The organism is Cellulophaga sp. 20_2_10, assembly GCF_023476645.1.
Taxonomy (GTDB): domain Bacteria; phylum Bacteroidota; class Bacteroidia; order Flavobacteriales; family Flavobacteriaceae; genus Cellulophaga.
The window spans coordinates 381,766-407,077 of the sequence record NZ_JAMCOJ010000001.1; the positions used below are offsets into that span (position 1 = coordinate 381,766).

20 protein-coding genes are annotated in these 25,312 nt (G+C 32.2%); 8 read left to right on the forward strand and 12 right to left on the reverse strand.

Annotated elements, in window-relative coordinates; genetic code table 11:
- Positions 1 to 9: 9 nt before the first annotated feature.
- From M4I21_RS01750 to M4I21_RS01770, 5 genes are all read right to left on the reverse strand, one after another.
- Complete coding sequence (locus M4I21_RS01750) at positions 10 to 1,338, reverse strand: TolC family protein (RefSeq protein WP_249557299.1); 1,329 nt, start codon at positions 1,336 to 1,338, stop codon at positions 10 to 12.
- 273 nt (positions 1,339 to 1,611) lie between these two features.
- The gene (locus tag M4I21_RS01755) at positions 1,612 to 2,370 is read right to left on the reverse strand and encodes a hypothetical protein (protein ID WP_249557301.1); all 759 of its coding nucleotides are present in this window, start codon (positions 2,368 to 2,370) and stop codon (positions 1,612 to 1,614) included.
- A 300-nt stretch (positions 2,371 to 2,670) separates the two neighbouring features.
- Entirely contained in the window at positions 2,671 to 2,823 is a 153-nt protein-coding gene (locus tag M4I21_RS01760) for a hypothetical protein (protein ID WP_249557303.1), read from the reverse strand.
- 161 nt (positions 2,824 to 2,984) lie between these two features.
- Positions 2,985 to 5,480: an ABC transporter permease gene (locus M4I21_RS01765; RefSeq protein WP_502798710.1), complete on the reverse strand. Its 2,496-nt coding sequence runs from the start codon at positions 5,478 to 5,480 to the stop codon at positions 2,985 to 2,987.
- Positions 5,481 to 5,524: 44 nt separating this feature from the next.
- Positions 5,525 to 6,214 (reverse strand): ABC transporter ATP-binding protein, encoded by a 690-nt coding sequence (locus tag M4I21_RS01770; protein WP_249557306.1) that lies wholly within the window; start codon positions 6,212 to 6,214, stop codon positions 5,525 to 5,527.
- Positions 6,215 to 6,245: 31 nt separating this feature from the next.
- Here M4I21_RS01770 and M4I21_RS01775 point away from each other — a divergent pair, with 31 nt between their 5' ends.
- Positions 6,246 to 6,983: an arylesterase gene (locus tag M4I21_RS01775; RefSeq protein WP_249557308.1), complete on the forward strand. Its 738-nt coding sequence runs from the start codon at positions 6,246 to 6,248 to the stop codon at positions 6,981 to 6,983.
- A gap of 110 nt (positions 6,984 to 7,093) precedes the next feature.
- On the opposite strand, the gene M4I21_RS01780 is transcribed toward M4I21_RS01775, so the two are convergent.
- Positions 7,094 to 7,861, reverse strand: coding sequence for a hypothetical protein (locus tag M4I21_RS01780; RefSeq protein WP_249557309.1), 768 nt, complete (start codon positions 7,859 to 7,861; stop codon positions 7,094 to 7,096).
- 868 nt (positions 7,862 to 8,729) lie between these two features.
- Here M4I21_RS01780 and M4I21_RS01785 point away from each other — a divergent pair.
- From M4I21_RS01785 to M4I21_RS01810, 6 genes are all read left to right on the forward strand, one after another.
- Positions 8,730 to 9,410, forward strand: a complete 681-nt coding sequence (locus M4I21_RS01785; protein ID WP_249557310.1) for a TetR/AcrR family transcriptional regulator — start codon at positions 8,730 to 8,732, stop codon at positions 9,408 to 9,410.
- Complete coding sequence (locus M4I21_RS01790) at positions 9,400 to 11,067, forward strand: peptidase domain-containing ABC transporter (protein ID WP_249557312.1); 1,668 nt, start codon at positions 9,400 to 9,402, stop codon at positions 11,065 to 11,067. The genes M4I21_RS01785 and M4I21_RS01790 overlap by 11 nt, the downstream gene beginning before the upstream one ends.
- A 3-nt stretch (positions 11,068 to 11,070) precedes the next feature.
- Positions 11,071 to 12,432: an HlyD family secretion protein gene (locus M4I21_RS01795; protein WP_249557314.1), complete on the forward strand. Its 1,362-nt coding sequence runs from the start codon at positions 11,071 to 11,073 to the stop codon at positions 12,430 to 12,432.
- Positions 12,432 to 13,826 (forward strand): TolC family protein, encoded by a 1,395-nt coding sequence (locus tag M4I21_RS01800; RefSeq protein WP_249557318.1) that lies wholly within the window; start codon positions 12,432 to 12,434, stop codon positions 13,824 to 13,826. Before M4I21_RS01795 ends, M4I21_RS01800 begins: the two co-directional genes overlap by 1 nt.
- 200 nt (positions 13,827 to 14,026) lie before the next feature.
- Positions 14,027 to 15,403 (forward strand): right-handed parallel beta-helix repeat-containing protein, encoded by a 1,377-nt coding sequence (locus M4I21_RS01805; RefSeq protein ID WP_249557320.1) that lies wholly within the window; start codon positions 14,027 to 14,029, stop codon positions 15,401 to 15,403.
- A gap of 243 nt (positions 15,404 to 15,646) precedes the next feature.
- Positions 15,647 to 16,507, forward strand: a complete 861-nt coding sequence (locus M4I21_RS01810; protein WP_249557322.1) for a sigma-70 family RNA polymerase sigma factor — start codon at positions 15,647 to 15,649, stop codon at positions 16,505 to 16,507.
- 158 nt (positions 16,508 to 16,665) lie between these two features.
- On the opposite strand, the gene M4I21_RS01815 is transcribed toward M4I21_RS01810, so the two are convergent.
- From M4I21_RS01815 to M4I21_RS01825, 3 genes are all read right to left on the reverse strand, one after another.
- Positions 16,666 to 18,123, reverse strand: coding sequence for a CotH kinase family protein (locus tag M4I21_RS01815; protein ID WP_249557324.1), 1,458 nt, complete (start codon positions 18,121 to 18,123; stop codon positions 16,666 to 16,668).
- A gap of 229 nt (positions 18,124 to 18,352) precedes the next feature.
- Positions 18,353 to 19,447 carry an alkene reductase gene (locus M4I21_RS01820; RefSeq protein ID WP_249557325.1) on the reverse strand — a complete coding sequence of 365 codons (1,095 nt, stop codon included), beginning with the start codon at positions 19,445 to 19,447 and terminating at the stop codon, positions 18,353 to 18,355.
- Between the two features lie 70 nt (positions 19,448 to 19,517).
- Positions 19,518 to 20,105, reverse strand: a complete 588-nt coding sequence (locus M4I21_RS01825) for a Crp/Fnr family transcriptional regulator (protein WP_249557327.1) — start codon at positions 20,103 to 20,105, stop codon at positions 19,518 to 19,520.
- Between the two features lie 294 nt (positions 20,106 to 20,399).
- On the opposite strand from M4I21_RS01825, the gene M4I21_RS01830 reads away from it, so the two are divergent.
- Positions 20,400 to 21,878: a glycoside hydrolase family protein gene (locus M4I21_RS01830; RefSeq protein WP_249557328.1), complete on the forward strand. Its 1,479-nt coding sequence runs from the start codon at positions 20,400 to 20,402 to the stop codon at positions 21,876 to 21,878.
- Between the two features lie 70 nt (positions 21,879 to 21,948).
- Here M4I21_RS01830 and M4I21_RS01835 read toward each other — a convergent pair whose 3' ends face one another.
- The 3 genes from M4I21_RS01835 to M4I21_RS01845 are packed head-to-tail and all read right to left on the reverse strand — an operon-like array spanning position 21,949 to position 25,311.
- The gene (locus M4I21_RS01835) at positions 21,949 to 22,833 is read right to left on the reverse strand and encodes a carbohydrate kinase family protein (protein WP_249557329.1); all 885 of its coding nucleotides are present in this window, start codon (positions 22,831 to 22,833) and stop codon (positions 21,949 to 21,951) included.
- Between the two features lies 1 nt (position 22,834).
- Positions 22,835 to 24,331, reverse strand: a complete 1,497-nt coding sequence (locus M4I21_RS01840) for a mannitol dehydrogenase family protein (RefSeq protein WP_249557330.1) — start codon at positions 24,329 to 24,331, stop codon at positions 22,835 to 22,837.
- An 11-nt stretch (positions 24,332 to 24,342) separates the two neighbouring features.
- Positions 24,343 to 25,311, reverse strand: coding sequence for an ABC transporter permease (locus M4I21_RS01845; RefSeq protein WP_249557331.1), 969 nt, complete (start codon positions 25,309 to 25,311; stop codon positions 24,343 to 24,345).
- Position 25,312 lies beyond the last annotated feature (1 nt).

The window sequence follows — 25,312 nt, forward strand, 5'->3', positions numbered from 1 at the left end:
CTATATTGATTAAAGTTTTATGTCGTTTCCTTGGTAAAATTGTAATAATTCGTGATATAAAATATGTAGATACTTTGCTTGTAAATAGTCTTCTTGTGCACTGGTATAAGTGTTTTGACTAATTACTAAATCTGTTGTGCTTAAGCCTCCTAACTCGTATTTTTTTTGAGCTAATTGGTAAGACTGTTTAGCAGCTTCCATAGAAGATTCGGCAGCAAACAATTGCTCTTGAGCTGATACTGCATTTTGATAAGCAGTTTCTACTTTACGATATATTTCTTTTTCTGTAGATAGCTTTGCTATTTGTGCTTTTTCAATATTAATTTCTGCATTTTGAACAGCCGCTTTTGTTTGATTTTTATTAAAAATTGGAATGTTAAGAGACAAACCTATTCGTTGGTTAAAATTAACTTCAAACTGATCTGTAAATGTGTTATTATTAATACTTGTATAACCTGTTCCTATGTTTGATGTTAAAGACAAAGTTGGTAAATAAGCTCCTTTGGCAATATCTAAATCTTTTTTACTAGACGCTACACTTAAATTACTAGCATTTACCTCTGGTAGAATACCTAAAGCCTTACTATATATTTCTGTTTTATCTAATAATATAGATGAGTAATCTGTGTTGTTGTCTAGTGGCTCTATTACTATATCTTTAGCAGGGTTTAGCTCTAGTAATTGTTTTAAGGCTATCATATATTGCTGATATGTGTTTTTAGCATTTATTAGAACATACTTATTAGATGCCTGCTGACTTTGAGCTTCTGTATAATCATTAAGTGCTATTGTACCAGCATCTAACCTTGCTTTAGCACGTTCTACCTCTGCCTCTGATGATTTTAAGTTGTTTTCTGCAATAGCAATACCTTCTTTAGCGTGTAACACTTGTAAGTAATTTTCTAAAACACTTAAAATAATATTGTTTTTAGCCTCTTCCTGCAAAAACAAACTTTGGTTTGAAAGTATTTTATTTTTTGCAATTTCATTGTTAATTTGATTGCCCTGAAAAAGTGTAACTGCACTATTTAAACCTACATTGGTACTATATATTTGATCTGTTACAAAATCACTTGTAATAGGATCTATAGAGCTACCATTGGTAAAACTTTGAGACGCAGAGCCAAAAAGATTTGGCAACCTAGAAGATTTAGCTTTAAAATAAGCTACATCTGCTTGAGATTTGTCTAATGCTGCATCTTTTAGTGTTATGTTATTTTCTACAGCATAAGTAATACAATCTTGTAGTGTCCAAGTTGTTTTTGCTAATGCTTCATTTGTTTGCGCAAAACTTACTTGCACTAAAAAGCCCATGGATATAATTAGTAATCGTTTCATTTAACGTGTATTTTAATTTACACTTCAAAAGTGAAACAAAAGACGACCATAATAAAGTGTAATAGACGTTAGGGGTAATTCTCTATACCAAAACCCTATTTTAATCGATGAGATTTTGAGCAACTAATTACAATTATAGAATATAATTATAGGTATTAATACGTTGTATTTACAGCTAATTAAAAAAACATAACGCAAAAAAAAACCGACTACAGTTACGTAATCGGTTCTTAGATAAATTAAATATTTAATAAACTGTAATGGTTAGTGTTTCTATTTATTTTTTTTGGGATAAAGCTTAAACCAAAAATCTATTGTATTTTCTGTTGTTGCAGTTCTTTGCGCAGGTACACCACTGTTTCCTCTACCAGCGCCACCACGACCACCGCCTCTGCCACCAGAAGGTCTACCTTGGCCACCACCTTGTCTACCGCCCATACTTACACTAGGTTGTTGTTGGTTTTGTGCTAACTTATTAGAAACAATACCTATAGATAGCTTAGTCAAATCTATGTTGTCCTCAGATATTTTTGAAGCCGGAATTTTTAAATGATATACTAAAATTGGTCCTTCATTCGCATCTTCATAATTATAGCTCATTGTAATTCCTAAATCATTTATATCTAAATTAAAATCTCTAGAAGAATCAAAATAGGTGTAATTTGCCTTTTTAGGAGCATTTTCAATCATTTTTGCTATATCTGGACCTTTTTGCTCACTATTTTCATCTTTTTCTCTACGTTCTCCTCTTTCTGGTTTAGAACCTTTTTCTGATCGTCCTGCGTTTAAAGGATAGTGTATACTTACATTTTTCTTCTTCTTCCCTTTTACATCAAAATATATGGTATAGCCCCGGTGCAACATAGATTGCATCGTCTCTTTAAACTCTATACGTAATGTTACATACACATCTTTACCATCAAAAATTGCTTTGTATTCTACATTATCTTCACTCCCTGTAAACGTTTCTTTATCCTGCGCTCTACTAATAGTGCAGATTAAAAAATATAAGATTGCTAATTTTATTTTCATAGTGTTTTCTTTATTTTAGTCTTCATAATTTATAGTACTCTTCCTCCTTGTTTTCCTTAGCCGCAAACACTCTTTTTACCATAAAACCAATACCTATAATACAAAGTATTACAAATAAATTCTGATAAGAGAATATTGCTTGCTTCCTGTGTTGTACTCAATACAAAATTAGTATCCTGAGCATTTAACACTAACGTATGTTGGTTAGCATCATTTAGCACAAAACGCTCTTTTGTAAACCCTTTTTTTAATATTACTAGAGCACTTTTACTTTTATAAACGTCTTAAAAAGCTGTATTTTTAACCAATAACTTGGTTTGTTTGGCTGGTACACCTCCAACCATAAAAACTACTTTTGTCTCGTGTCCAAGTTGTTTTTGCCAATGCTTCATATGTTTGTGCAAAACTTACTTGCACTAAAAAGCCTATGGTTATAATTAGCAATCGTTTCATTTAAGGTGTATTTTAATTTACACTTCAAAAGTGAAACAAAAGCCAACCATAATAAAGTGTAATAGACGTTTGGGGTAATTCTCTATACCAAAACCCTATTTTAATCTATGAGATTCTTTGTTAAGTGTTCTATACGTTAGTGTTAAAAAAAGCAAATGTGATCAACCTTCTTTTCGTAATACTTCTAATGGCGGACTTTTTAAGACACCTCTAATATTGCTTAAACCAATAATTAAAACTAATAAAGTAATACCAGGAAGAAATACTAAAAAAGGAACAAGTGACGGAATAAAAGGTTCCTTAAATAAAAATATTGCTAATAATTGACTACTAATTAGCGATAATAAAATACCCGCCAAGCTTCCTAATATCCCTAAATAAATATATTCTAAAGCTGTAATTTGTAAAATTTGTTTGCTTTTAGCTCCTAAGGTTCTTAATAACACACTCTCTTTAATTCGTTGATACTTACTATTCCTAACTGAACCAATTAAAACAATAATTCCCGTAAGAATACTAAAGAAAGCCATAAAATTTATAATCCAAGAAATTTTATCTAAAATATCTTCAACTACAGCGTATACTTGCCTTAAGTCTAACACTGAAATATTTGGAAATTTAGCGACCAAATCTCGTTGTAAATCTGCAGAACTAGCTTCATTTGGAACATTGGTTGTTAAAACACTAAATTGAGGCGCATTTTCTAAAACACCTTTGGGAAACACAACGGAAAAATTCAATTGCATTCGTCCCCAATCTACTTTTCTTATGCTACCAATAACGGTTTCCATTAAAACACCTTGCACATTAAAAACAAGTTTATCTCCAATTTTTAATGCTGCATCTCGAGCAATATTATCTGATATTGAAATTAAAATAGGTTCGCCCTCACTTCTTTCTCCTGTCCAAGTTCCTTCTAACAATTCTTCAGAATCTAATAATGAATCACGATAAGTTACCCTAAATTCATGATTTAAAATCCATTGATTCATAGTTGAAGTTGTATCTTTCTTAATATCATTTACCAATGCATCTTTAATTTGATGTAATCGCATTGTTACAATGGTAATGTTATCAATCACTTTTAAACCTTTAGGAACTATAGTTTTAACAACTGCTTCTTTTTGTGCTGTTTGCACATCCATTACTATAATATTTGGATTGTCCAAGCCGTTCTCAGTAGAAGTTTTAGCGAGCAGAATATCTTTAGTAAAATACAACGTACTTATTAAAAAAGTACCCAAACCAATGGCTAAAATTAGCACCATTGTTTGATTGTTTGGCCGAAATAAATTTAATAAACTTTGTCGTTTTGTAAATTTCCAATTACTGGGGAAATACTTTTTAATAAGGTTCATAAAAAGGCTAGAAATACCTGCCATTATAGCAAAAACAATTAAAATTCCTACTGTAAAAGCCAAGCCAAACAAAGCATTTTTTAACAACCAGAAAGAGAATAAAAACATAAAAAGTAAAATAGCTGCCAAGGTAAAAAGTCTCGCCTTTCTAGGTTTCACTAAATTCTCATCTGTACCTCTTAAAACTTCTAAAGGTGAAACATACCATGTGCCCAATAACGGTAGTAAAGCAAATAAGACCGACATTAAAATACCTAAGCTTATACCCATTAGTAATGGTTGTACCGTAATTGATATTTGTACATTAAAAGGCAAAAAATCTTGTAAAAAATACGGAAAAGCATATTGCAATCCAATTCCAATAGCAGCACCTAGAAGACCTCCAATTAGCCCTATACCCATAACTTGAATTAGGTAAATTAAAAAAGTTTGTGATCCCGTTGCTCCTAAGCATTTTAAAACGGCAACATTTTTTAATTTTTCTTTAATATATATATGAACAGAACTTGCAATACCAACGCAGCCCAATAGAAGTGCTATAAATGCCGCTAAATTTAAAAATTTACTCACGTTATCATACCTTCTTCCTAAGCGCTCACTTGTACTTGTATGAGTATCTAAATCTGCATTTTCGTCATCTAAAATAGGATCAATCTTTTTACTTAACTCCTGCAAATCCATTGTTGGTGGTGCTATAAAAAAGTATTGGTATTCTTTTCTACTGCCTAATTGTAACAACTCGGTATCATCAATAAAACGCAAAGGAATAAGTACTAGTGGCGCTACGGAAGTAGAAATAGCGGTACTTCCAGGAATGGCTTTTAAAGCGCCTATAATTGGAAAAGTGATTTTCCCTAATTTAATAGAATCTCCTGGTTTTAAATTATATTGAAGCATTAGTGTTGCATCTACTAATGCGCCACCTAATTCTTGATAACTCCCAGCAGCATTGACCGGCTCTGTATCTAAAGTGCCATAAAAAGGAAAGGCACCTTCTATAGCCCGCACTTTCACCAATTTTGTACCTTCATTTTTGGGAAATGCTGCCATAGAAACAAAATTAACTTCTGAAGCTGCCACATTTAAAGAATCTATTATAGCTTCAACTTTTTCACTTGGGAGTTGTCTACTATCAATAATAAAATCAGCGCCCATTAGGGCTTTACTCTGATTTTTAATATTTTGTTTTAAATTTTCACTAAACAATTGAATGGAAACAACAGCAGCTATACCCAAAATAATAGATGCCATAAAAAGCAGTAATCTTGAAAGACTAGCTTTTCCGTCTCGCCACGCCATTTTAAACAGCCATTGCAATGAAGTTTTTGAAGAAAAAAGACTCATTAAACTACGCATGTTTTTTCGTTCGACATAATTTTTCCACCTTTTAATCGTAGTATTTGTTGTGTTCTATTGGCTAAATCTAAATCGTGTGTAATGATGACTAAGGTAGTTCCTGCTTCTTTATTCAAATCAAACAATAATTGAATAACTTTTTCACCTGTTTCTTCATCTAGATTTCCTGTAGGTTCATCTGCAAATAAAATTGATGGTTTGTTACAAAAAGCTCTGGCCAACGCAACTCGCTGCTGCTCCCCACCTGATAATTGTGAAGGGTAATGATCAAATCGATCTCCTAACCCTACTTTTTTTAACAGTTCCATACCTGCCTTATTGGCGTTTTTATCACCTTGTAACTCTAAGGGCACAATTACATTTTCTAAAGCTGTAAGCGTTGGTAATAATTGAAAATTTTGAAAAATAAAACCAACCTCTTTATTTCGTAATTGCGCGCGTTCATCTTCATCTAAGTTCTCTAAATTACTACCACATAACTCAATTTTACCAGCACTTGGGTAATCTAAACCAGCACATAAACCCAATAAGGTTGTTTTGCCACTTCCTGAAGGACCAACAATTGAAAAAATACTGCCTTTTTCAACTTTAAAAGAAATATTAGATAATACCGTTAAATTTTTAGAACCACTTGTATATATTTTCTCTAGTTGGTCAATCTTTAATATCTTTGTCATAGTACTTACTAAATATAATGTTTCAATAAAAATGCTGAATTTGAAAAATAATCAAATGATTTTAGATATAAAGGTTAATGCAGTAAAGCTTTTCCTAAAGTTTTGTTATTTCTCATTCGTAATACTCCTACTCGCTTGCAAATCAGACAACTCTAAGAATAAGCTTCCCGAAGAGAAAGCAACTGAAGAAGCCATTAAAGAAAATAGTAGCACCAAAACCATTTTAGTTTTTGGAGATAGTTTAACGGCTGGCTATGGTTTAGATGATGTAAACGATGCTTTTCCGGCAATCATTCAGACAAAAATAGATTCACTTTCTTTGAGGTATATAGTTATAAATTCTGGTTTAAGTGGAGAAACAACTGCTGGAGGAAAAAACAGAATAAGCTGGGTTCTAAATCAAAAAATAGACATTTTCATATTAGAATTAGGTGCAAATGATGGTTTACGAGGAGTACCTTTATCAGAAACAAGAAAAAACTTACAAGCTATTATAGACGCAGTTCTAGCAAAAAATGCGACAACAAAAATTATATTGGCGGGTATGCAATTGCCTCCAAATATGGGACAGGATTATAGTACAGAGTTTAAAACTATTTTTCCCGAGTTAGCTAAACAAAACGAACTTTATTTAATCCCTTTTTTATTAAAAGATGTTGGCGGAATTCCTGAATTAAATCAAGCAGATGGTATTCATCCTACTAGTAAGGGGCAAAAAATAGTAGCAAATAATGTTTGGGACATATTAGAACCGATTATAAAAAAGTAATGGACTAGCACATAAAAATGAATGCATAAAAAAACCGATTACTATCAAGTAACCGGTTTTTAAAAGAAAATAAACTAAAAATTATAAATGGTTCGTGTTTAATTTTTATACTACCTCTTTTTAGGATATAACTTAAACCAAAAATCTATTTTTTCTACTTCTATTGTTGTCGCATCCCTTTGTGGAGGTCTTCCGCCACTACCTCTTCCTGCACCACCTTGGCCATTGCCGCCACCTGGAGGTCCGCCTTGTCCGCCACCGCGTTGTTTGCCTCCCATACTAAAACCAGACTGTTGTCCGCTTTTCTTTTGTTCTTGTTTGGCAGATACAATACCAATAGACAATTTAGACAGATCCATAGTATTTTCAGATATTTTAGAAGCTGGTATTTTTAGATGGTATTCTAAAATTGGACCTACTTCACTATTTTCATAGCTGTAATTCATTACAATACCCAAATTATTCATATCTAAATTAAAACCTTTAGAAGAATCAAAATAAGTGTAATTTGCCTTTTTAGGAGCATTTTTAATCATTTTTGCTATATCTGGACCTTTTTGCTCACTATTTTCATCTTTTTCTCTACGTTCTCCTCTTTCTGGTTTAGATCCTTTTTCTGGTCGTCCTGCGTTTAAAGGATAGTGTATACTTACATTTTTCTTCTTCTTCCCTTTTACATCAAAATATATGGTATAGCCCCGGTGCAACATAGATTGCATCGTCTCTTTAAACTCTGTACGTAATGTTACATACACATCTTTACCATCAAAAATTGCTTTGTATTCTACATTATCTTCACTCCCTATAAACGTTTCTTTATCCTGCGCTCTACTAATAGTGCAGATTAAAAAATATAAGATTGCTAATTTTATTTTCATAGTGTTTTCTTTATTTCAAATCTATGTATAGAAACTATGCCAAAAAATAACTTTCTGTAAACGCTACTAGGTTTTCTGTGAAACCTTGGTTGTACTCGTTTTTAGATTTTATAAAATGAAGAACAGAGGTTTTCTTTATTTTTTCTGATAAGAAGATGCTGTTTGTACAAGGGTTTTAATTGTAGTGAAATTAAATGTATCGAGAACCAATTGTACATTAAACAATAGTTGATCATTTTTTTCATTGATAAAAAAACGAACCAAAAAAATCTAGACGCACGAACCCATTGCTATTGCTAAACTATAGTTTTACACAATACTTTCGTAGATCGGCCTAAAAATATTATTCTAATTATGATAATAAGCTGTTAGTGCAAGTGTTTTAATTGTAGTAATAATAAAATTAAATGTATCTCTAACCAATTGTACATTAAACAATAGTTGATCATTTTTTTCATTGATAAAAAAACGAACCAAAAAAATCTAGACGTACGAACCCATTGCTATTGCTAAACTATAGTTTTACACAATACTTTCGTAGATCGGCCTAAAAAGAAATATTTTTTGTGAAAAAGATATCTAAATAAAAGATATAAAAAAAGAAACTCCATTACTCCAGTTTATCGCTATTTTTTTAGGTTCTTTTTGATGTTTTTAAGTCAAATCATCAACCTAAAAGCAATTATTACTTTAGTATTTTATCAACTTTATATATAAAAATTAACGCTTATGCTATTTTTTAATAACAATACAACAACCTAAAAAACAATACTATACACTCCACTTACAATAAAAACCCTTCTATTTAATAGCATAAATTTCTTTTTTAATAGTATTACTATTATATTTGCACGTATAATTTGAATCTATGAAAACATTACTATCAAACATTAAAATAGAAATACCCACTGGCATCTACTTAAAAGATCCTGAATCTTCTACTTTGGGTAAAAAAATTATAGAAAACAGTATTATTCTTCTAGAAGAAATTGGTTTTGAAGAGTTTAACTTTAAAAAACTAGGTGCTATTATTGGTTCTAACGAAAGTTCTATTTACCGTTATTTTGAGAGTAAACACAAACTACTTATGTATTTAACGGCTTGGTATTGGGGTTGGGTAGAATACCAATTGGTAATAGAAACCTACAGTATTACAGATACTACAGAAAAGCTTAAAAAAGCCATAGAAGTGGTTACTAAAACTACGGAACAAGACAACAAATACACCCATATTAACGAGGTTTTACTTAACTCTATTATTATTAACGAGAACTCTAAGGTGTATTATACTAAAGATGTAGACGAGGATAATAAAGAAGGTTTTTTTATGCCTTACAAGCGTACCATACAGCGTATTGCAGACATTATTTTGGCATACAACCCAGACTATAAATTTGCATTAAGCTATGCTAGCACTATGGTAGAGGGTTCTTTACACCAACATTTTATACAACAGCATTTTAAGTCTATTACCAATTGCAATAATATTACAACACCAACAGACTTTTTTACCGACTTAACTTTAAAAACAGTAGCAAATGCCAAATAGTACTTTATCTCCTTGGAAACGTTTTTTAGGTCTATTACAATTAGAACGCAAAGACATTTTTCAAATAGGTTATTTTGCCATTTTTGAAGGTATTGTAGCTTTAAGTTTGCCTATTGGTATACAGACTATTATTAACTTACTACAGGGTGCGCAGGTTTCTGCTTCTTGGGTTGTTTTAATTGTTCTAGTTACTATAGGTGTTGCATTTTCTGGCATTTTAAAACTAATGCAGATTCGTATTATAGAAACCATACAGCAACGTATTTTTACAAGATCGTCTTTTGAGTTAAGCTACCGTTTTCCAAAAATTAAGATGAACGAGTTGCGTAATTTTCACTTTCCAGAATTGGCCAATCGTTTTTTTGATACGCTTACCATACAAAAAGGCTTGTCTAAAATATTAATAGATGTGCCGTCTGCCCTATTGCAAATTATATTTGCTTTAATTCTATTGTCTTTCTACCATCCGTTTTTTATACTATTTGGAGTATTGCTACTGCTTTTGGTATACATTGTTTTTAAATATACGTCTCAAAGAGGTTTAGATACTAGTTTAAAAGAGTCTAAAAACAAATACAAGGTTGCGCATTGGTTACAAGAAATTTCGCGCTCTGTAATTAGTTTTAAACTATCTGGTAAAACAGCTTTGGCTTTAGAAAAAACAGATGATTTGGTTAGTGACTATGTAACATCTAGAGAAAGTCATTTTAAAATACTAAAGATTCAGTTTTTACAAATGGTTGGTTTTAAGGTTATTGTTACAGCCGGATTACTATCTATTGGTGGATTTCTAGTGCTAGACCAACGTATGAATATTGGACAGTTTGTTGCCGCAGAGATCATTATTCTTTTGGTTATAAACTCGGTTGAAAAACTAATTTTAGGTTTAGAGTCTTTTTACGACGTCTTAACTGCCATAGAAAAATTAGGACAGGTTGTAGACAAACCTATTGAAGCACAAGAGGGTGAACTACTAGATAATAATGAAGACTTAACAGTTGAGCTTAAAAATGTTTTTTACAAAGTAAACGAGAATAATACGCCTTTACTTAAAGATATATCTTTTACCATAAATCCTAAAGATCGCATTTTAGTATCTGGAGAAAGTGGTTCTGGTAAGTCTACCCTATTGCAACTTATTGCCGGTGTTACCTTCCCTACAGAGGGATATATACACGTGAACAATTTGTCTATAGAGAGTTTGTACATAAACAAATACAGAGCTATTTTAGGAATGTCTCTTTTTGAGGAAACTACCTTTGAAGGAACTATTAGAGAGAACATTACGTTTGGCGATAAAGATATTACTGACGCCACTATTTACAACACTTTTGAAAACTTAGGCTTAACCCCGTTTTTAAAGCAACAACCAAATGGTTTAAACACAATGTTAATACCAGAAGGCAAGCAAATTTCTTATACTGCTACTAAAAAATTGGTATTGGCAAGGGCTGTTGTTAAGCAACCAAAATTATTGATATTAGAGAATCCATTAGACTTGTTTGATGCACAAGAAGCTACGGCAATTATTGATTATTTAACGCTATCTGCACACTCTTGGAGCTTGGTTATTGTGAGCAATAACAAGAGTTGGGAGAAAAAGTGTAACAAGCAAATTACACTTAAAAACGGAGTTGTAATTAACAATAAAAAATAGACTATGTTAAATATATCTAACAATAAAGTATCTGAATTTATTGACTTGACAAAGTACAAGTCTGGAAAAGATATTTTTACAAAAGAATACCATAAAGGTTTTAGAAAGTTCTTATTAGTTTTTACTATTATTTTAATTCTTATTCTGTTTTTACCGTGGACACAAAACATATCTAGTCAGGGTAATGTTACTACCCTAAAACCAAACCAAAGACCACAGACATTACAATCTCAGATTCCTGGCCGCGTAGAAGAATGGTTTGTACAAGAGGGTAATTTTGTAAAAAAAGGAGATACTATACTTAGAGTTTCTGAGGTAAAAAGCGAGTATTTTGATGAGCGCTTGGCAGAGCGTACAGACAACCAAATTACAGCAAAATCTTCTTCTGTTACAGCATATAAAAACAAAGTCAATGCATTGCAAAGTCAGATTAACGCATTGCAACAAGAACGTGGTTTAAAGCTAGAACAAGCTAAAAATAAGGTCAAACAAACGTTTTTAAAAGTAATAAGTGACAGTATAGATTTAGAAGCCCTAAAAATTAATGCTGACATTGCTAACAAACAATATTTACGTACTGTACAATTGCAAGAAGATGGCTTAAAAGCCGTAAAAGATGTTGAAGAAAAACGCTCTAAATACCAAGAGGTAAACGCTAAATTACTATCGCAACAAAATAAATTACTAAGTACAAGACAAGATGCTATTAACAGTGAGCTTGCTATTGCTACTTTAGGCGCCACATATGGAGATAAAATTGCCAAAGCACAAAGTAGTTTATACACGGCACAATCTGGTGGTTTAGATACAGAAGCACAAGTATCTAAATTAGAAACTAATTTAGCCAATTACAAAAAACGAAACAGTTTGCTTTTTATTACTGCGCCACAAGATGGCTTTATAAACAAAACAATAAAAGCTGGTTTGGGTGAAACTTTTAAAGAAGGTGAACCTTTGGTAAGCATTATGCCTGCAGATTACGAGTTGGCCGTAGAAATGTATGTAAAACCAATAGACTTGCCTTTAATACACGTTGGTGAAGAAGTACGTGTTCAATTTGATGGTTGGCCTGCCATTGTATTTAGCGGTTGGCCAAACGTATCTTATGGTACGTATGGTGCTAAAATTGTTGCTATAGAAAACTTTATTAGTGATAATGGTAAATATCGTGTGCTCCTAAAACCAGATTCTAATATGGTAGAGTGGCCAACAGCAATACGTGTGGGTTCTGGTGCTAAAACAATTGCCTTGTTAGAAAATGTGCCTATTTGGTTTGAGCTTTGGAGACAAATAAACAGTTTTCCTCCAAATTTTTATCAGCCTACAGAAAAAAAAACCGATTCTAAATACAAAAAGAAAGCCTAATGAAAAAAATACTAATTGTTGTTTGTTCTTTATGGTTTTCGGTAACATTTTCGCAAGAGACGGATACTATTTTAAGCCTAGAGGAATATTTAGGGTATGTAAAAAAGTACCATCCTATAATTAAACAAGCACGCCTTATAACCACAGAGGGCGAAGCTAAATTACTAAAATCTAGAGGCGCTTTTGATCCTAAATTAGAAGTAGATTTTGCCAATAAAAAATTTAAAAACACGGATTATTATGACAAGCTAAACGCTACTTTTAAAATACCTACTTGGTATGGCATAGAGTTAAAAGCAAATTATGAGAATAACGAAGGTATTTACCTTAATCCAGAATATACCACGCCAGAAGATGGTTTATACAGTGCCGGCGTTTCTGTATCGCTTGCAAAAGGCTTGCTTACCAATAAAAGAATGGCAACCTTAAAACAAGCTAAACTATATACAGAACAAGCTGAAGCAAAACAGAAATTGGTAATAAGCGATTTTCTGTACAACGCATCTGAGTCTTATTTTAATTGGCTTAAAAATTACAAAGCTGTCGTTGCCTACAAAAGCTATTTGATAAATGCAGATACACGTTTACAAAATGTAAAAAAGAGCTTTAGATCTGGTGATAAGCCTGCTATAGATACGTTAGAGGCAGGAATTAATTACAAAAACAGATTGTTAGATTTAGAAAAAGCAAAAATTGGTTATCTAAAATCCACCCTAGAAGTTTCTAACTTTTTGTGGTTGCAAAACAATGTACCCTTAGAGATTACAGACAATATTACACCAGACATAAACACCATTGCTACCATAGATGTGGTACTTAATAGTTCGCTCTTAAACACTACCACAGATAATTTAATAGAACATCATCCTAAATTAAAAGCGTTAGAAATTAAAAAGGATATTTTAACAATAGATAAGCGCTATAAAACAAACAACCTATTGCCTAAAGTAGACTTACAGTATAACTTTTTAAGTGCAGATTATGAAAATCTTAATAGCTTTAATACTACCAATTATAAAACTGGTTTAGCAATTAGTTTTCCTTTATTTTTAAGGAAAGAACGTGCCGATTTAAAGTTAGCTAAAGTAAAACTACAAGATGTAGATTTTGATATTATGGCTACAAAAGTGAGCTTAAAAAATAAAATAAACAGTAGTTTACAAGAAATTGAGTCTTACCAGGCACAACATTCTATTTTAAAGAGTTTGGTTACAGATTATACAAGATTGGTAACTGCTGAAGAACGTATGTTTAATTTAGGTGAAGGATCTCTGTTTCTTGTGAATTATAGAGAAGTAAAACTAATAGAAAGTCAGCTTAAAGAAATAGATACAGAATACAAGTTGTTTCATAGCAAATATAAATTTCTAAACATTATTAGTAGTTTAGAATAAATTTAAAATGAACTCTTCCCTCCTATTAACAATGACTTTTAAGTTAGTTAATAAAGAATAAGATGTCTTTTTAGAAACAAAGTTGTGCGTCTTTATAATACTAATTAAAGAAAAAATCAGTTTACTATTTTATGCATTGGTATGTCAAATTTTAGATATACCATAGTTTTTACAACCTATTAAATTAGAAAAAAAACAACATGAAAAAAGTATCCCATTCTTTATTTTTAGCCCTACTTGTATGCCTAACATCTTGTAATAAGGACGAGTTAGACGTAGTTAACAAAGTTACCGCAGAAGACTTAGACGGTAAAGGCTTGCCAAAATTAGCCTTTAGCTCTAAACAACCAGAACTAACCAACATACAAGAATACATTATAGATTTAGAGCAATGGAACATACCCAACAACGGCACAGACCCTACTACAACAACCGCTAATTTACAAGCTGCAATAGATTGGGCATATGACGAGGGTTTTGGTATGGTTACGTTACCAAAGGGAGAATACCTTGTTGGTAAAGATGTAAACGAAATATACCAAGGCGGCATAGAAATACACAACAATACAGAGTTTGTTTTTAGCGAAGGTGCGGTATTAGAAATGGATACAAACGACAAATGGAACTACTGCGTTATTAGCTTAGACGGCGATAATATTATTGTGAGAGATGGCACTATTAAAGGCGATAGAGATTCTCATATTTTTACACCTCGCGAAAGTGATGGTGCTACATCTCATGACGAAGGTCACGGAATTTGTGTTTGGAACGATAGTAACATTGTTTTAATAGACAATATGATTATTAAAGATACAACGGGTGATGGTTCTTTAGTCCTAGATGCTACAGATGTTACTTTTACAAACAATAACATTTTTAACAACCGCAGACAGGGAATCTCTGTTGTTGGTGGTACACGTATTACTATTACAGATAACGAAATACATCATATAAACGGTACTAGTCCACAATTTGGAATAGATATCGAAGGTGCTGGCCGTGTTGATGAAGATATTTTAATACAGAACAATTACTTTCACCATAACAAAGGCGGAGACATTGTAAACACTAGCGGTAAAAACGTTTATATTCTAGACAACATACTAGAGCAAGGAGATGGTAACGTATATATAGATGGCCCCCTTGTGTCTTGGCATAAAACCCATAATATTATTGCCAGAAATACAATTACAATGCTAAGCGGCTCTGTAAATGGAAGATTGGGTTATATACAATATTCAAGTGGCGGTGATAAAGGACACAACAGGGCTACTTACGTACACGATAACGTGCTTAACAATTGCGGAATGTATATGTACAAAAGCGCAGATGCAGATGTACGTAGAAACAAGTTTTTAGGCTACTTTTTAGCCTTTTCAGATTTTGATAATGTAATTCTAGAAGATAATTTAGTTACATATTCAGAAGAACATACCAACCTTAGATATTGTTGGTCTTATCGTTTTAAAAATGCTACTGGTTCTGCTAGTGGTAATTATTTGGGTGACGAGTTACAAGATTTACCCTTATCTTCAACCCAACCATATACGATGCAGTGCGTTTTAGACGGTTGGTAAATGTTAGATAAATTTAAGTATAAAAATGCCTTTTTGAAGTATTCTTCAGAAAGGCATTTTTAGTTCGCTACCTATCAGCCTGTTAGTGTATTTTCTTGCTTTTATAAAAACTGTAGAAAAGTACTATTTTAACCCTAAATAGCTTTTTTTTAATGTAAAATTGATAAAATATGCCTTTTAATTAGGAATTACGTAAATAAAATGGTATAATAAGGTAAGAGAAATATTAACTAAAACATATATATGAGGCAACTAAAGATCACGAAGCAAATTACAAACAGAGATACGAAATCATTAGAAAAGTATTTTCAAGAAATATCTAAGTTAGATATGATTACAATTGATGAAGAAGTAGAACTGGCAAAAAGAATTCGAGAAGGTGATCAAGTTGCTTTAAACAAATTAGTAAACGCCAATCTACGTTTTGTAGTTTCAGTTGCAAAACAATATCAAGGAAGCGGATTGCGATTATCAGATTTAATTAATGAAGGAAATGTTGGACTAGTTAAAGCTGCACAACGTTTTGATGAAACAAGAGGTTTTAAATTTATATCGTATGCCGTATGGTGGATTAGACAATCCATCTTACAAGCAATATCTGAACTATCTCGTATGGTACGTTTGCCTTTAAATAAGATTGGTGAGATTAGTAAAATAAATAAAGTCTTTTCTTCTTTAGAACAAAATTACCAACGACCTCCTAGCGCCATAGAAATTGCTAGAGAATTAGATATGAGTACATCACAGGTTAAAACTGCTATGAAAAACTCTGGTAAACACTTGTCTATGGATGCTCCTTTTGAAGACGGAGAAACATCTAACTTATACACTGTTATACAATCTAAAGACGTAACAAGTCCTGATGTTAATATGATTAAAGAATCTTTAAGCTCTGACATTACGCAATTGTTAAAGACCTTACCTAGTAGAGAAAGTGAAATTATACGCTTGTATTACGGAATTGGAGAAAAAGCTCCTATGAGTCTTTCTGAGATTGGTGATGTGTTTGAATTAAGTCGAGAACGTGTTAGACAAATTAGAGAAAAAGCAATTGTAATACTACGCAGAAAATCGCAAAACGAAGTATTAAAAGCATACCTGTAATAAAGTCCTTTTCCCCTCAAATAAAAACCGACCTGAAAAGGTCGGTTTTTTTTATGCCTTTTTTTAAAACCTAAAGCCATATGGGATTGTTTGTTTATACAACGCAAAAAAGCCAGCTATTTAAAATAACTGGCTTAAAAAACGAACTCAACTAATTACTAATCTAAATAATTTTGTACTGCTGTTGCACGTTCTGTAACGTGATTTTTTAATTCGTTTACTGCCGTACTAAAATCTGTACTAGAGTTTAAAAATGTATGCCCCGCAATTTCTGTGGTTGCATACGGCTCTATTAAAGATGCATACGTAGTATATGTTGCTTGTAATGTACTTGCATTAAAGGCATTATCTATAACATCTTGCACATAAGAGTTGTATTGTAGTTTATATGTATCATCTGCATATAAATACCCAATTAAAGGCCATTCTTCTTCGTTTAAGTCAGAGAAATCTAAGGCTAAAGAACCTTGCATATTACCTTGTTGTAACGCCTCGTTATTATCCCAAGGAATCCATTGTAATTTATCGGTATCTGGATTGTTGTATAAAAAGTAATTGTGCGTCATTCTACCATAGGTATCCCAATTCTGAATTACCGTGTTTACGGCTACATATTTTAAAAACTGATCTGTATCAAAAACCGATTCTAAATTTGTTCTCCAAGCTTCAGGATCTGTAGTTCTGTTGCTTGCATGCAAAGCATCAAAAACACGCAATATATCAGAATAATCTGCTTCGTCTTCATTTGTTTTCTTTACAAATACCTCTTCAGAAAAAGAACCTTCTGCAAAACTAGCTCCATCGCCATCTGGTTTGTATAAATTTTCATCATCATCAGAAAATTGTGTATCTATAACAGTATCATCAACTTCTTCTACCAAGGTATACAACCCAAAATATACAGGTCCGTCTCCGTGATCTACATATACTGTATAAAATGCAGTATGCGAACTTACCAAGCCGGCAGCTGTAAATACATCGGCAGCAACTTTTTCTCTAAGCATAGATTTATCATTGTAGTTATTCTTTAAACTCAATTTTTTAAATCCGTAAAAGCGTTGGTTGTCTATTTGTGGGTATTCATCTTCAAACTCATCAAAATCAAGTTTAAAAGACAATTTTAAGTTTCCGCTAGACCAAGTAGATTGTAAGCTAGAGTTACCTTTAAAACGTATACCAACTCTATACCATTCTTTTCCTTCGTAAATTACATCTGCAGGAACAAAAATAGGATCCTCGTCTACTGTTGTTAATCCGCCACCACCGGTTGGAGGAGCACCAGCTCCAGGACCACCTGTAGTGGTTCCAAATTCACCATAATTGGTTGTCATATCATCTAACATACTTTGCCAACGATCTTCGGTAACAACTAAGTCTAAACGATTTACTTCTGTATTAGGAAAAATTTCTTCAAAATTAGGATCTGCACTTTTGCTATGTGTATTGTCTGTCCAATCTGCAGCCGTAAAATCTGAATCTTCGTACATTTCTACATACGATCCTGTTTCTTCCGTTTCTTCTGTATCATCTGTAATAGCATCAGAATCTGAAGAACACGACAATAAAAACATAAAATTTAGTAGTGCTAAAAGCAATATCGAATTATTTTTTTTCATCCTTAAGTCTTATTATAGTTATTAATCTGAGTCAAAGATGCAGAGAAGAAGCATAGTATTTAGATACTATCTGTGAACAAGGTTTGGTTTTCTGTGAATATGCTTTTAAATCCTATAAGAAAAAATTAGAGATTTAAGAATAAACCAAAAAAGAGGCTCTATGGTTGCATAGAGCCTCTTTTAAATAATGTTGAATTACACTTTAAGTGTTTTTCTTTTCTATAGTAAATTACATAGAAGCTGTTGGGTAATCTGTATATCCTTTTGCTCCTGGCACATAAAATGTACTTTCATCCCACTCTGCTAATTCTAGATGATCTCTAAAACGCTCTACTAAATCTGGATTAGATATAAATGGCTTGCCATAAGCTACTAAATCTGCATCACCATCTTCTATAACTTTGTTTCCTTTTTCTTGATCAAAGGCAGAATTTATCATTAATGTTCCGTTGTACAAAGGTCTAAAATGCTTAGCTATTTCTTTTACAGCAAACGGAATATTAGAAACATCTGTAAATGGTTCTGATAAATGAACGTAAGCCAAATTGTAATCGTTCAATTTTTTAATAATAGACTCAAACGTTGGTATTGTTTCTTCATCCATAGTAATACCAAATAAACCATCTAAAGACGGATTAAATCGTACGCCTATTTTTTCTTGCGGAATTACTTCTTTCATAGCATCTAAGACCTCAAAAAAGAAACGTGTTCTGTTTTCTATATTTCCACCATACTCATCTGTTCTTACATTAGATGTCCCTGTGAAAAACTGATGAAATAGGTACCCGTTAGAAGAATGAATCTCTACGCCATCAAAACCAGCTTTTACAGCATTTGCAGCAGCGTTTTTAAAATCTTTAACCGTAGTTTTAATATCCTCTATAGTCATTGCTCTAGGCGTAACGGTATCTTTGAAGCCTTCTGGAGTATAAGATTTTGCATTAGGGTTTATTGCAGATGGCGCAAGAGGTAATTCTCCGTTATGAAAATCTGGATGAGACATTCTACCAACGTGCCATAATTGAATAAAGATTTTTCCGCCTTTATTATGCACACGCTTGGTAACTTTTTTCCAACCTTCTACCTGTTCATCTGTATGTATACCAGCAGTGTGTATGTACCCTACGGCATCCTTAGATACTTGAGATCCTTCGGTTATTATTAAACCCGCAGATGCTCTTTGCTCATAATAAAGTCCGTGTAACTCGTCTGTGGCTACACTACCCTCATTATCTGCTCTACTACGGGTCATAGGCGCCATAGCAACTCTGTTTTTTAGATTTATATTCTTATGATATGGTGTTAATAACTGTTGCTTGTTCATTTTAATATTTTATTTATTTGTATATACAAATGTACAAGACTGTTCTATCAATTCCATTGACCTATATCAATTAAGATATATTTAACTTTTTTAGTTGTTTCCGAACTCTACTTAAGTTTTCTGGAGATACACCTAAGTAATTGGCGATATCATAATTTGGAACTCTATTCTCTATATTAGCATACGCCTCACAAAATTCTAGATACCGTTCTTGCGTATTTTTTTCTAAAGAAGACAATATACGCTTACGTTGTGCAATAGTACTATTTGTTACTAAAATTCTATAGTAGCGCTCAAATATTGGCATATCATCATATATTTTCTGAAGACTATCGTAATCTATAGAAAGCAATTCAGAATCCTCTAAAACCTCAATATGTAGCTTAGATGGCACGTTATTATAGTAGGCGTCAAAATCTCCAACCCACCAATTTTCTACTGCAAACTGAATTATGTGCTTATTTCCTTTTGGATCTATATAATATGCTTTTAAGCCTCCTTTAATTACAAAATATTTATGCTTGACAATTTGTCCTGGTTCTACTAAAAATTGGCCTTTATCAATAGTTATTTCCTTTAAAAATGAAGTAAACTGATACAACTCTTTTGCTGTTGGACTAACATGTTTAGTAATATGTTCTTCTATAGATTTATACATCTTACAAAGATGCTAAAAGCATTACCCTTAAGCAATACAAAGTTGATGATAACAGCTGCTGTTTGATAGTTTACATTTAATTAACCTACTAGATATTTAGTTCTAAAAACACATACTTAACTCATAACCAACACATAAACTATTTAAAACACCACCTAAAACATAAAGAATGTAGATTTTAAACAGTAAATAAGAAGTTCTTAAGGTAAAATAATGCTAATTAACAGTAAAATACTCTTACATATGTAAGAATAGACGTTATAAATTTGTCGTTATTAATAAAAAACATATACTATGAAATTACAATTTAAACATTTTTATGTAACATCTATGGCCTTATTAGCTATAGGATGTTCTAAAGAAATTGAAGAAAATGACAATGCGGCAATTTTAGAAACGCCAACCGAATTAAGTGCAAGCGTCGCTAGATTTTACACACCGCCGAGTAATGCTGTAACATCTAATAAAAAAAATTTAGTAACAGATTACAATGTGAACAACAATGATACTAATGATGATAGTGCTAAATTAAATTTAGCAATTAAAGATTTATTTAATACTAATGGCGGTGTATTAACCATTCCTAAAGGAAAATATTATTTTAATAAAATTAGAATGCGTTCTAATGTACACCTAGAGATTGAAAAAGGTACAGTCATATATCCTACCAAAGGGCTAACACCGGCTAAAAATCATAGAATATTTGATTTTGCGAATAAAACGGAAGATAAAATTGAGAACGCAAGTATTATAGGTAAAGGAGGAAAATTCATTGTAGATTTAAGAGGAAACACTTCAAAAAACCTTATTGTAGCCGATGTAGGTAATGTAGACAATTTTAAAATATCAAACTTTTCTATTAAGGATGAAAAAACTGTGTTTGCCTCCGTACTCATAAGTTTTACGGACAATGGAAGTAATGCTTGGCCACACAATGGTATCATAGAAAATATAAGTCAGACCAATGCACACACAGGTTACGGACTTATACAAGCCTATGCTGCGGATAATGTATTATTTAACAATCTAAAATGTACAGGAGGCGTAACATTACGACTAGAAACTGATAACCTTGCTATGAAAACAGCTAACAAAGGTGGTGTAAGAGATATTTTTGCTACTAAAATTAGCAATACAAGTGGTTTAACGCCTGTAATGTTTTCTCCTCATTTTATGGAAAATGGTAAGGTAACTATAGATGATGTAACAGCTATTGGTTGCGCATATGCTGTGCGTGTAGAACACGGTTTTATAGAAATTTTTGATAAAGACAATAGAGCTAACGGACAAGCTTTTAAAACCTATATTGAGGGCATTTTAGGAGCTGGTTCTGTGTCTGAATTATACAAACGTAACAACGGAAGAACTTGGGCTGTACGTATTGATAATGATTTTAGTGAAGCTGCTTACAACCACTCTAACCCGGCTGTAAATGGTATTAAACCAGGAAACTTTAAAAATTCTACAGTAAGTAATGTCAAGGTAACCTATAAAAATACAGGAGCTAAATTAAAACATCTGTTTTTACCATACTTACCTTGTTCAGAACGTTCTAAGGTGTGTAAACCTGGATCTTCTGGTTTTGAGTATAATGGTCCTTCTTTGGGCGTTTCCATAGATAATACCAAAAGAGATAATAGTTTAGGTAATTACAATGTAAATGTAACTACATCTAGAGTACAGGGATTTCCTAGTAACTATATCCTAAACGTAAAATACAATACACCCAAACTTTGTAACCAAGGTGTTGGTACCATTACTTCTTGTAACTAATTTTAGTTTTACAACATAAAAAAACAGCTGTTTAAATTAATAAACAGCTGTTTTTAGTTTTGGGGAACGGTTAATTGGGGGAAATAAATTTATAAATATCTTCTTCTTTAATTTCTGGGTTTGCACCTTCGCTACCAGCAACCAAAGCGCCTACTGCACAAGCAAAATCTATTGCTTCTTGCGGATTGTTTTCATTAATTAGCTTATTAATTAATGATGCTAAAAACGAATCTCCTGCTCCAACAGTATCTACCACTTCTATTTGATAACCACTATTGTAATAAAAAACATCGTTATAATATAAAATAGCTCCGTGCCTTCCTTTTGTAACACAAATAGACTTGGTATTGGTATGCTCTGCTATAAACTTAATGTTCTGTTCTAAAGAATGTGTTTTAGAGTTTATTTTTTTTCCTATTTCAAAAATCTCATCATCATTAAACTTAATAAAGTCTGCTTGTTTCATTAAGTAATTTAAAACGTCCGTGGTATAGTATGGTTCTCTTAAATTAACATCAAAAATTTTATGTTTTGCTAATTTCAAAAGCTCATATAATGTATGTCTAGAGGTACTATCACGTGCAACTAAACTACCAAACACAAAGGCATCTGCTTTTTCTGTTAAGGTTTTATTTGTATCTGTAAGCTTAATATTATCCCAAGCTCTTGGAAATTTAATATCATAAGATGCAGAACCTTTTTGGTTAAGCATTACCTTAACTTTCCCTGTTTTTAATTTACGATCTACTTGTAAATTAGTTGCATTTACGCCATGTTCTTTTATGTAAGCTTCAATTTTTTTTCCTTTTTTATCATCACCAATACTACTAATAATAGATACATTATTACCTAAAGACTGTAACCGTAAGGCTACATTTAAAGGTGCACCTCCTATTTTTTTATGGGTAGGAAAAACATCCCATAAAACTTCACCATAGCAAACTATGTTCTTCATATTAATTGTTGTTTGCAAGGTTATTATTCATCTCAACAACACATTTTTCTACACCATTAGCGGTAATATTTTTATATGCTGATGTATATGCGTCTACAAAAGGTACAGCAGTAATAAGTTTCCCAAAAATAGAATCTATTTCTAAAAAAGCTTTTGGGTTTTCTTTTGCTGCATTTGCTTTAATATCTAAAAGTAATTTTACGGCATCTTTAATATTTAAAACTTTCCCATTTTCATCTTTACCTAAGCTATAAATTGCCCAAGCAGCAACCACAAAAGCAGCCATTTTTATGGATCCGTTTTTCTTTAACTGTGAATTTACCGTTGGTACTATAAATATTGGAAACTTAGCAGAACTCTCTGAACAAATACGATCTATTTGATCTTTTATATTCATATTTCCAAACCTTTCTAGTAATGAGGCTTTATATTCACTTAAATTAATACCTTCCAAGTCACCCAAAACAGGAGTTACCTCGATATTCATATAATTATTTAAAAACGTTTTAATGTTTTCGTTATTTACGGCTTCATCTATTGTAGAATACCCTACTAAAGCACCAAGTATACCCAACACAGAATGTCCTGCATTTAGTAAACTAAGTTTCATTTTTTCATAAGGCGCTACATTGGCTACAAATTGTGCTCCTACAATTTCCCAAGCAGGTCTGCCTTCAATAAAATTATCCTCAATAACCCATTGCTTAAATGGTTCACAAACAACTGGCCAAGCATCATCTATCCCAGAAGTTTCTTTTAAACTTAAAATATCTAATTCTGATGTAGCAGGTGTTATTCTATCTACCATTGCATTAGGAAAAGATACATTTGTTTCTATCCACTTTACCAAATTTGGCTCTGCAATCTTTACATAACTAAGCAACATTCTCTTCGTCATATGTCCGTTTCCTTGAATATTGTCACAAGACTGAATTGTACACCCTTTTATACCTCTTTCTTTTCTAAGTTTTAAAGCCTGAGTTAGGTAACCAAAAATAGTTTTTGGGGCATAAGCATTCTTTAAATCGTGCTGAATTAATGAGTTATTAAAATCGAAGTCTTTTGTAGCTTCATTATAATTGTAACCTCCTTCTGTAATGGTTAGCGTTATAATTTTAACCTCAGGACTAGCCATTTTCTCTATAACTTTTATTGGATCCTCAGGAGCAAACAAATACTCCACTATGGAACCAATTACTTGTTTTTTATGGGTCCCATCTAACTCCTTAACAATTAAAGTATACAGTCCATCTTGTTCTTTTAGGGTGTTGTATATTTTAGTATCAAAATCTAATAATGCTACACCGCAAATTCCCCATTCTGTACTGTCCTGGTTATGTAATAACTGATCTGTATAAAAAGCCTCATGCGCTCTATGAAAGCCACCTATACCAACATGTACTATTCCTGTTTTAAGTTTAGATCTATCGTATTTTGGAATTGAAATTCTTTCTGAAATCGAAGAAAGATTCTCACTATTTAATTTATAATTTTTCATAGAATATTGTATTATTTACTTTCAAATCTTTGAAGCAGTACTGCAAATATGATAATACCACCTTTTACTACCTGTTGTGGGTAAGATGGTACATTTAATAAGTTTAAAATGTTTCCTATTAATCCTAAAATAAGTACACCCATTAGTGTATTTATTGCGGTTCCTTTTCCGCCATTTAGGCTTGCGCCACCAATAACAACCGCTGCAATAGCATCTAGCTCCCAAGCCATTCCCATATTTGGAGAACCAAGGTTTGTTCTTGAAGCAACAATTATAGCCGCTGTAGCAGCCAAAGCTCCAGAAATAGCATAGACTAAAAACTTGTATTTATTTACCTTAATACCAGACAAACGAGATGCTTCTTCATTACTGCCTATTGCAATAATTAATCTACCAAACACATTATACCTAAGCATAACCATTGTTATAATCACAATTATAAAAAATACCAAAGCAATATTTGGAATACCTAAAGTAGAGTTGTTTGCAAAATTAGACATGAACAAACCTCCATAGGTTTTAAATGTAATAGGAGATCCTTTAGAGTAAATAAAACCTAGTCCTCTAGCAATAGTCATTAATGCCAATGTGGCTACAAATGGTGCCATTTTTTGATAAGCAACCAAATACCCAGAAATACTACCCAATCCAAAACCAATAGCAATTGTTATTACAATTGCAAGAGGTAATACTACTAAGTTTACAAGTATAGCAAAAGTTACAGCCAGTAATGCTACCATAGAGCCCACAGACAAATCTATACCTCCTGTTAAAATAACGATTAACATACCAATACTAATAATACCTATTCCAGATACTTGTTTTAGTAAGTTTGATAAGTTTACTGACGTAAAAAATACATCTGATATTAGTGCTGAAAATATAAGTAGTAAAATAAATATAAATACAGTATTGTACTTTACTAAAAACTTAAGAATACCACTAGGACTGCTTAATTGTTCTTTTAATGTTAAAGCCATA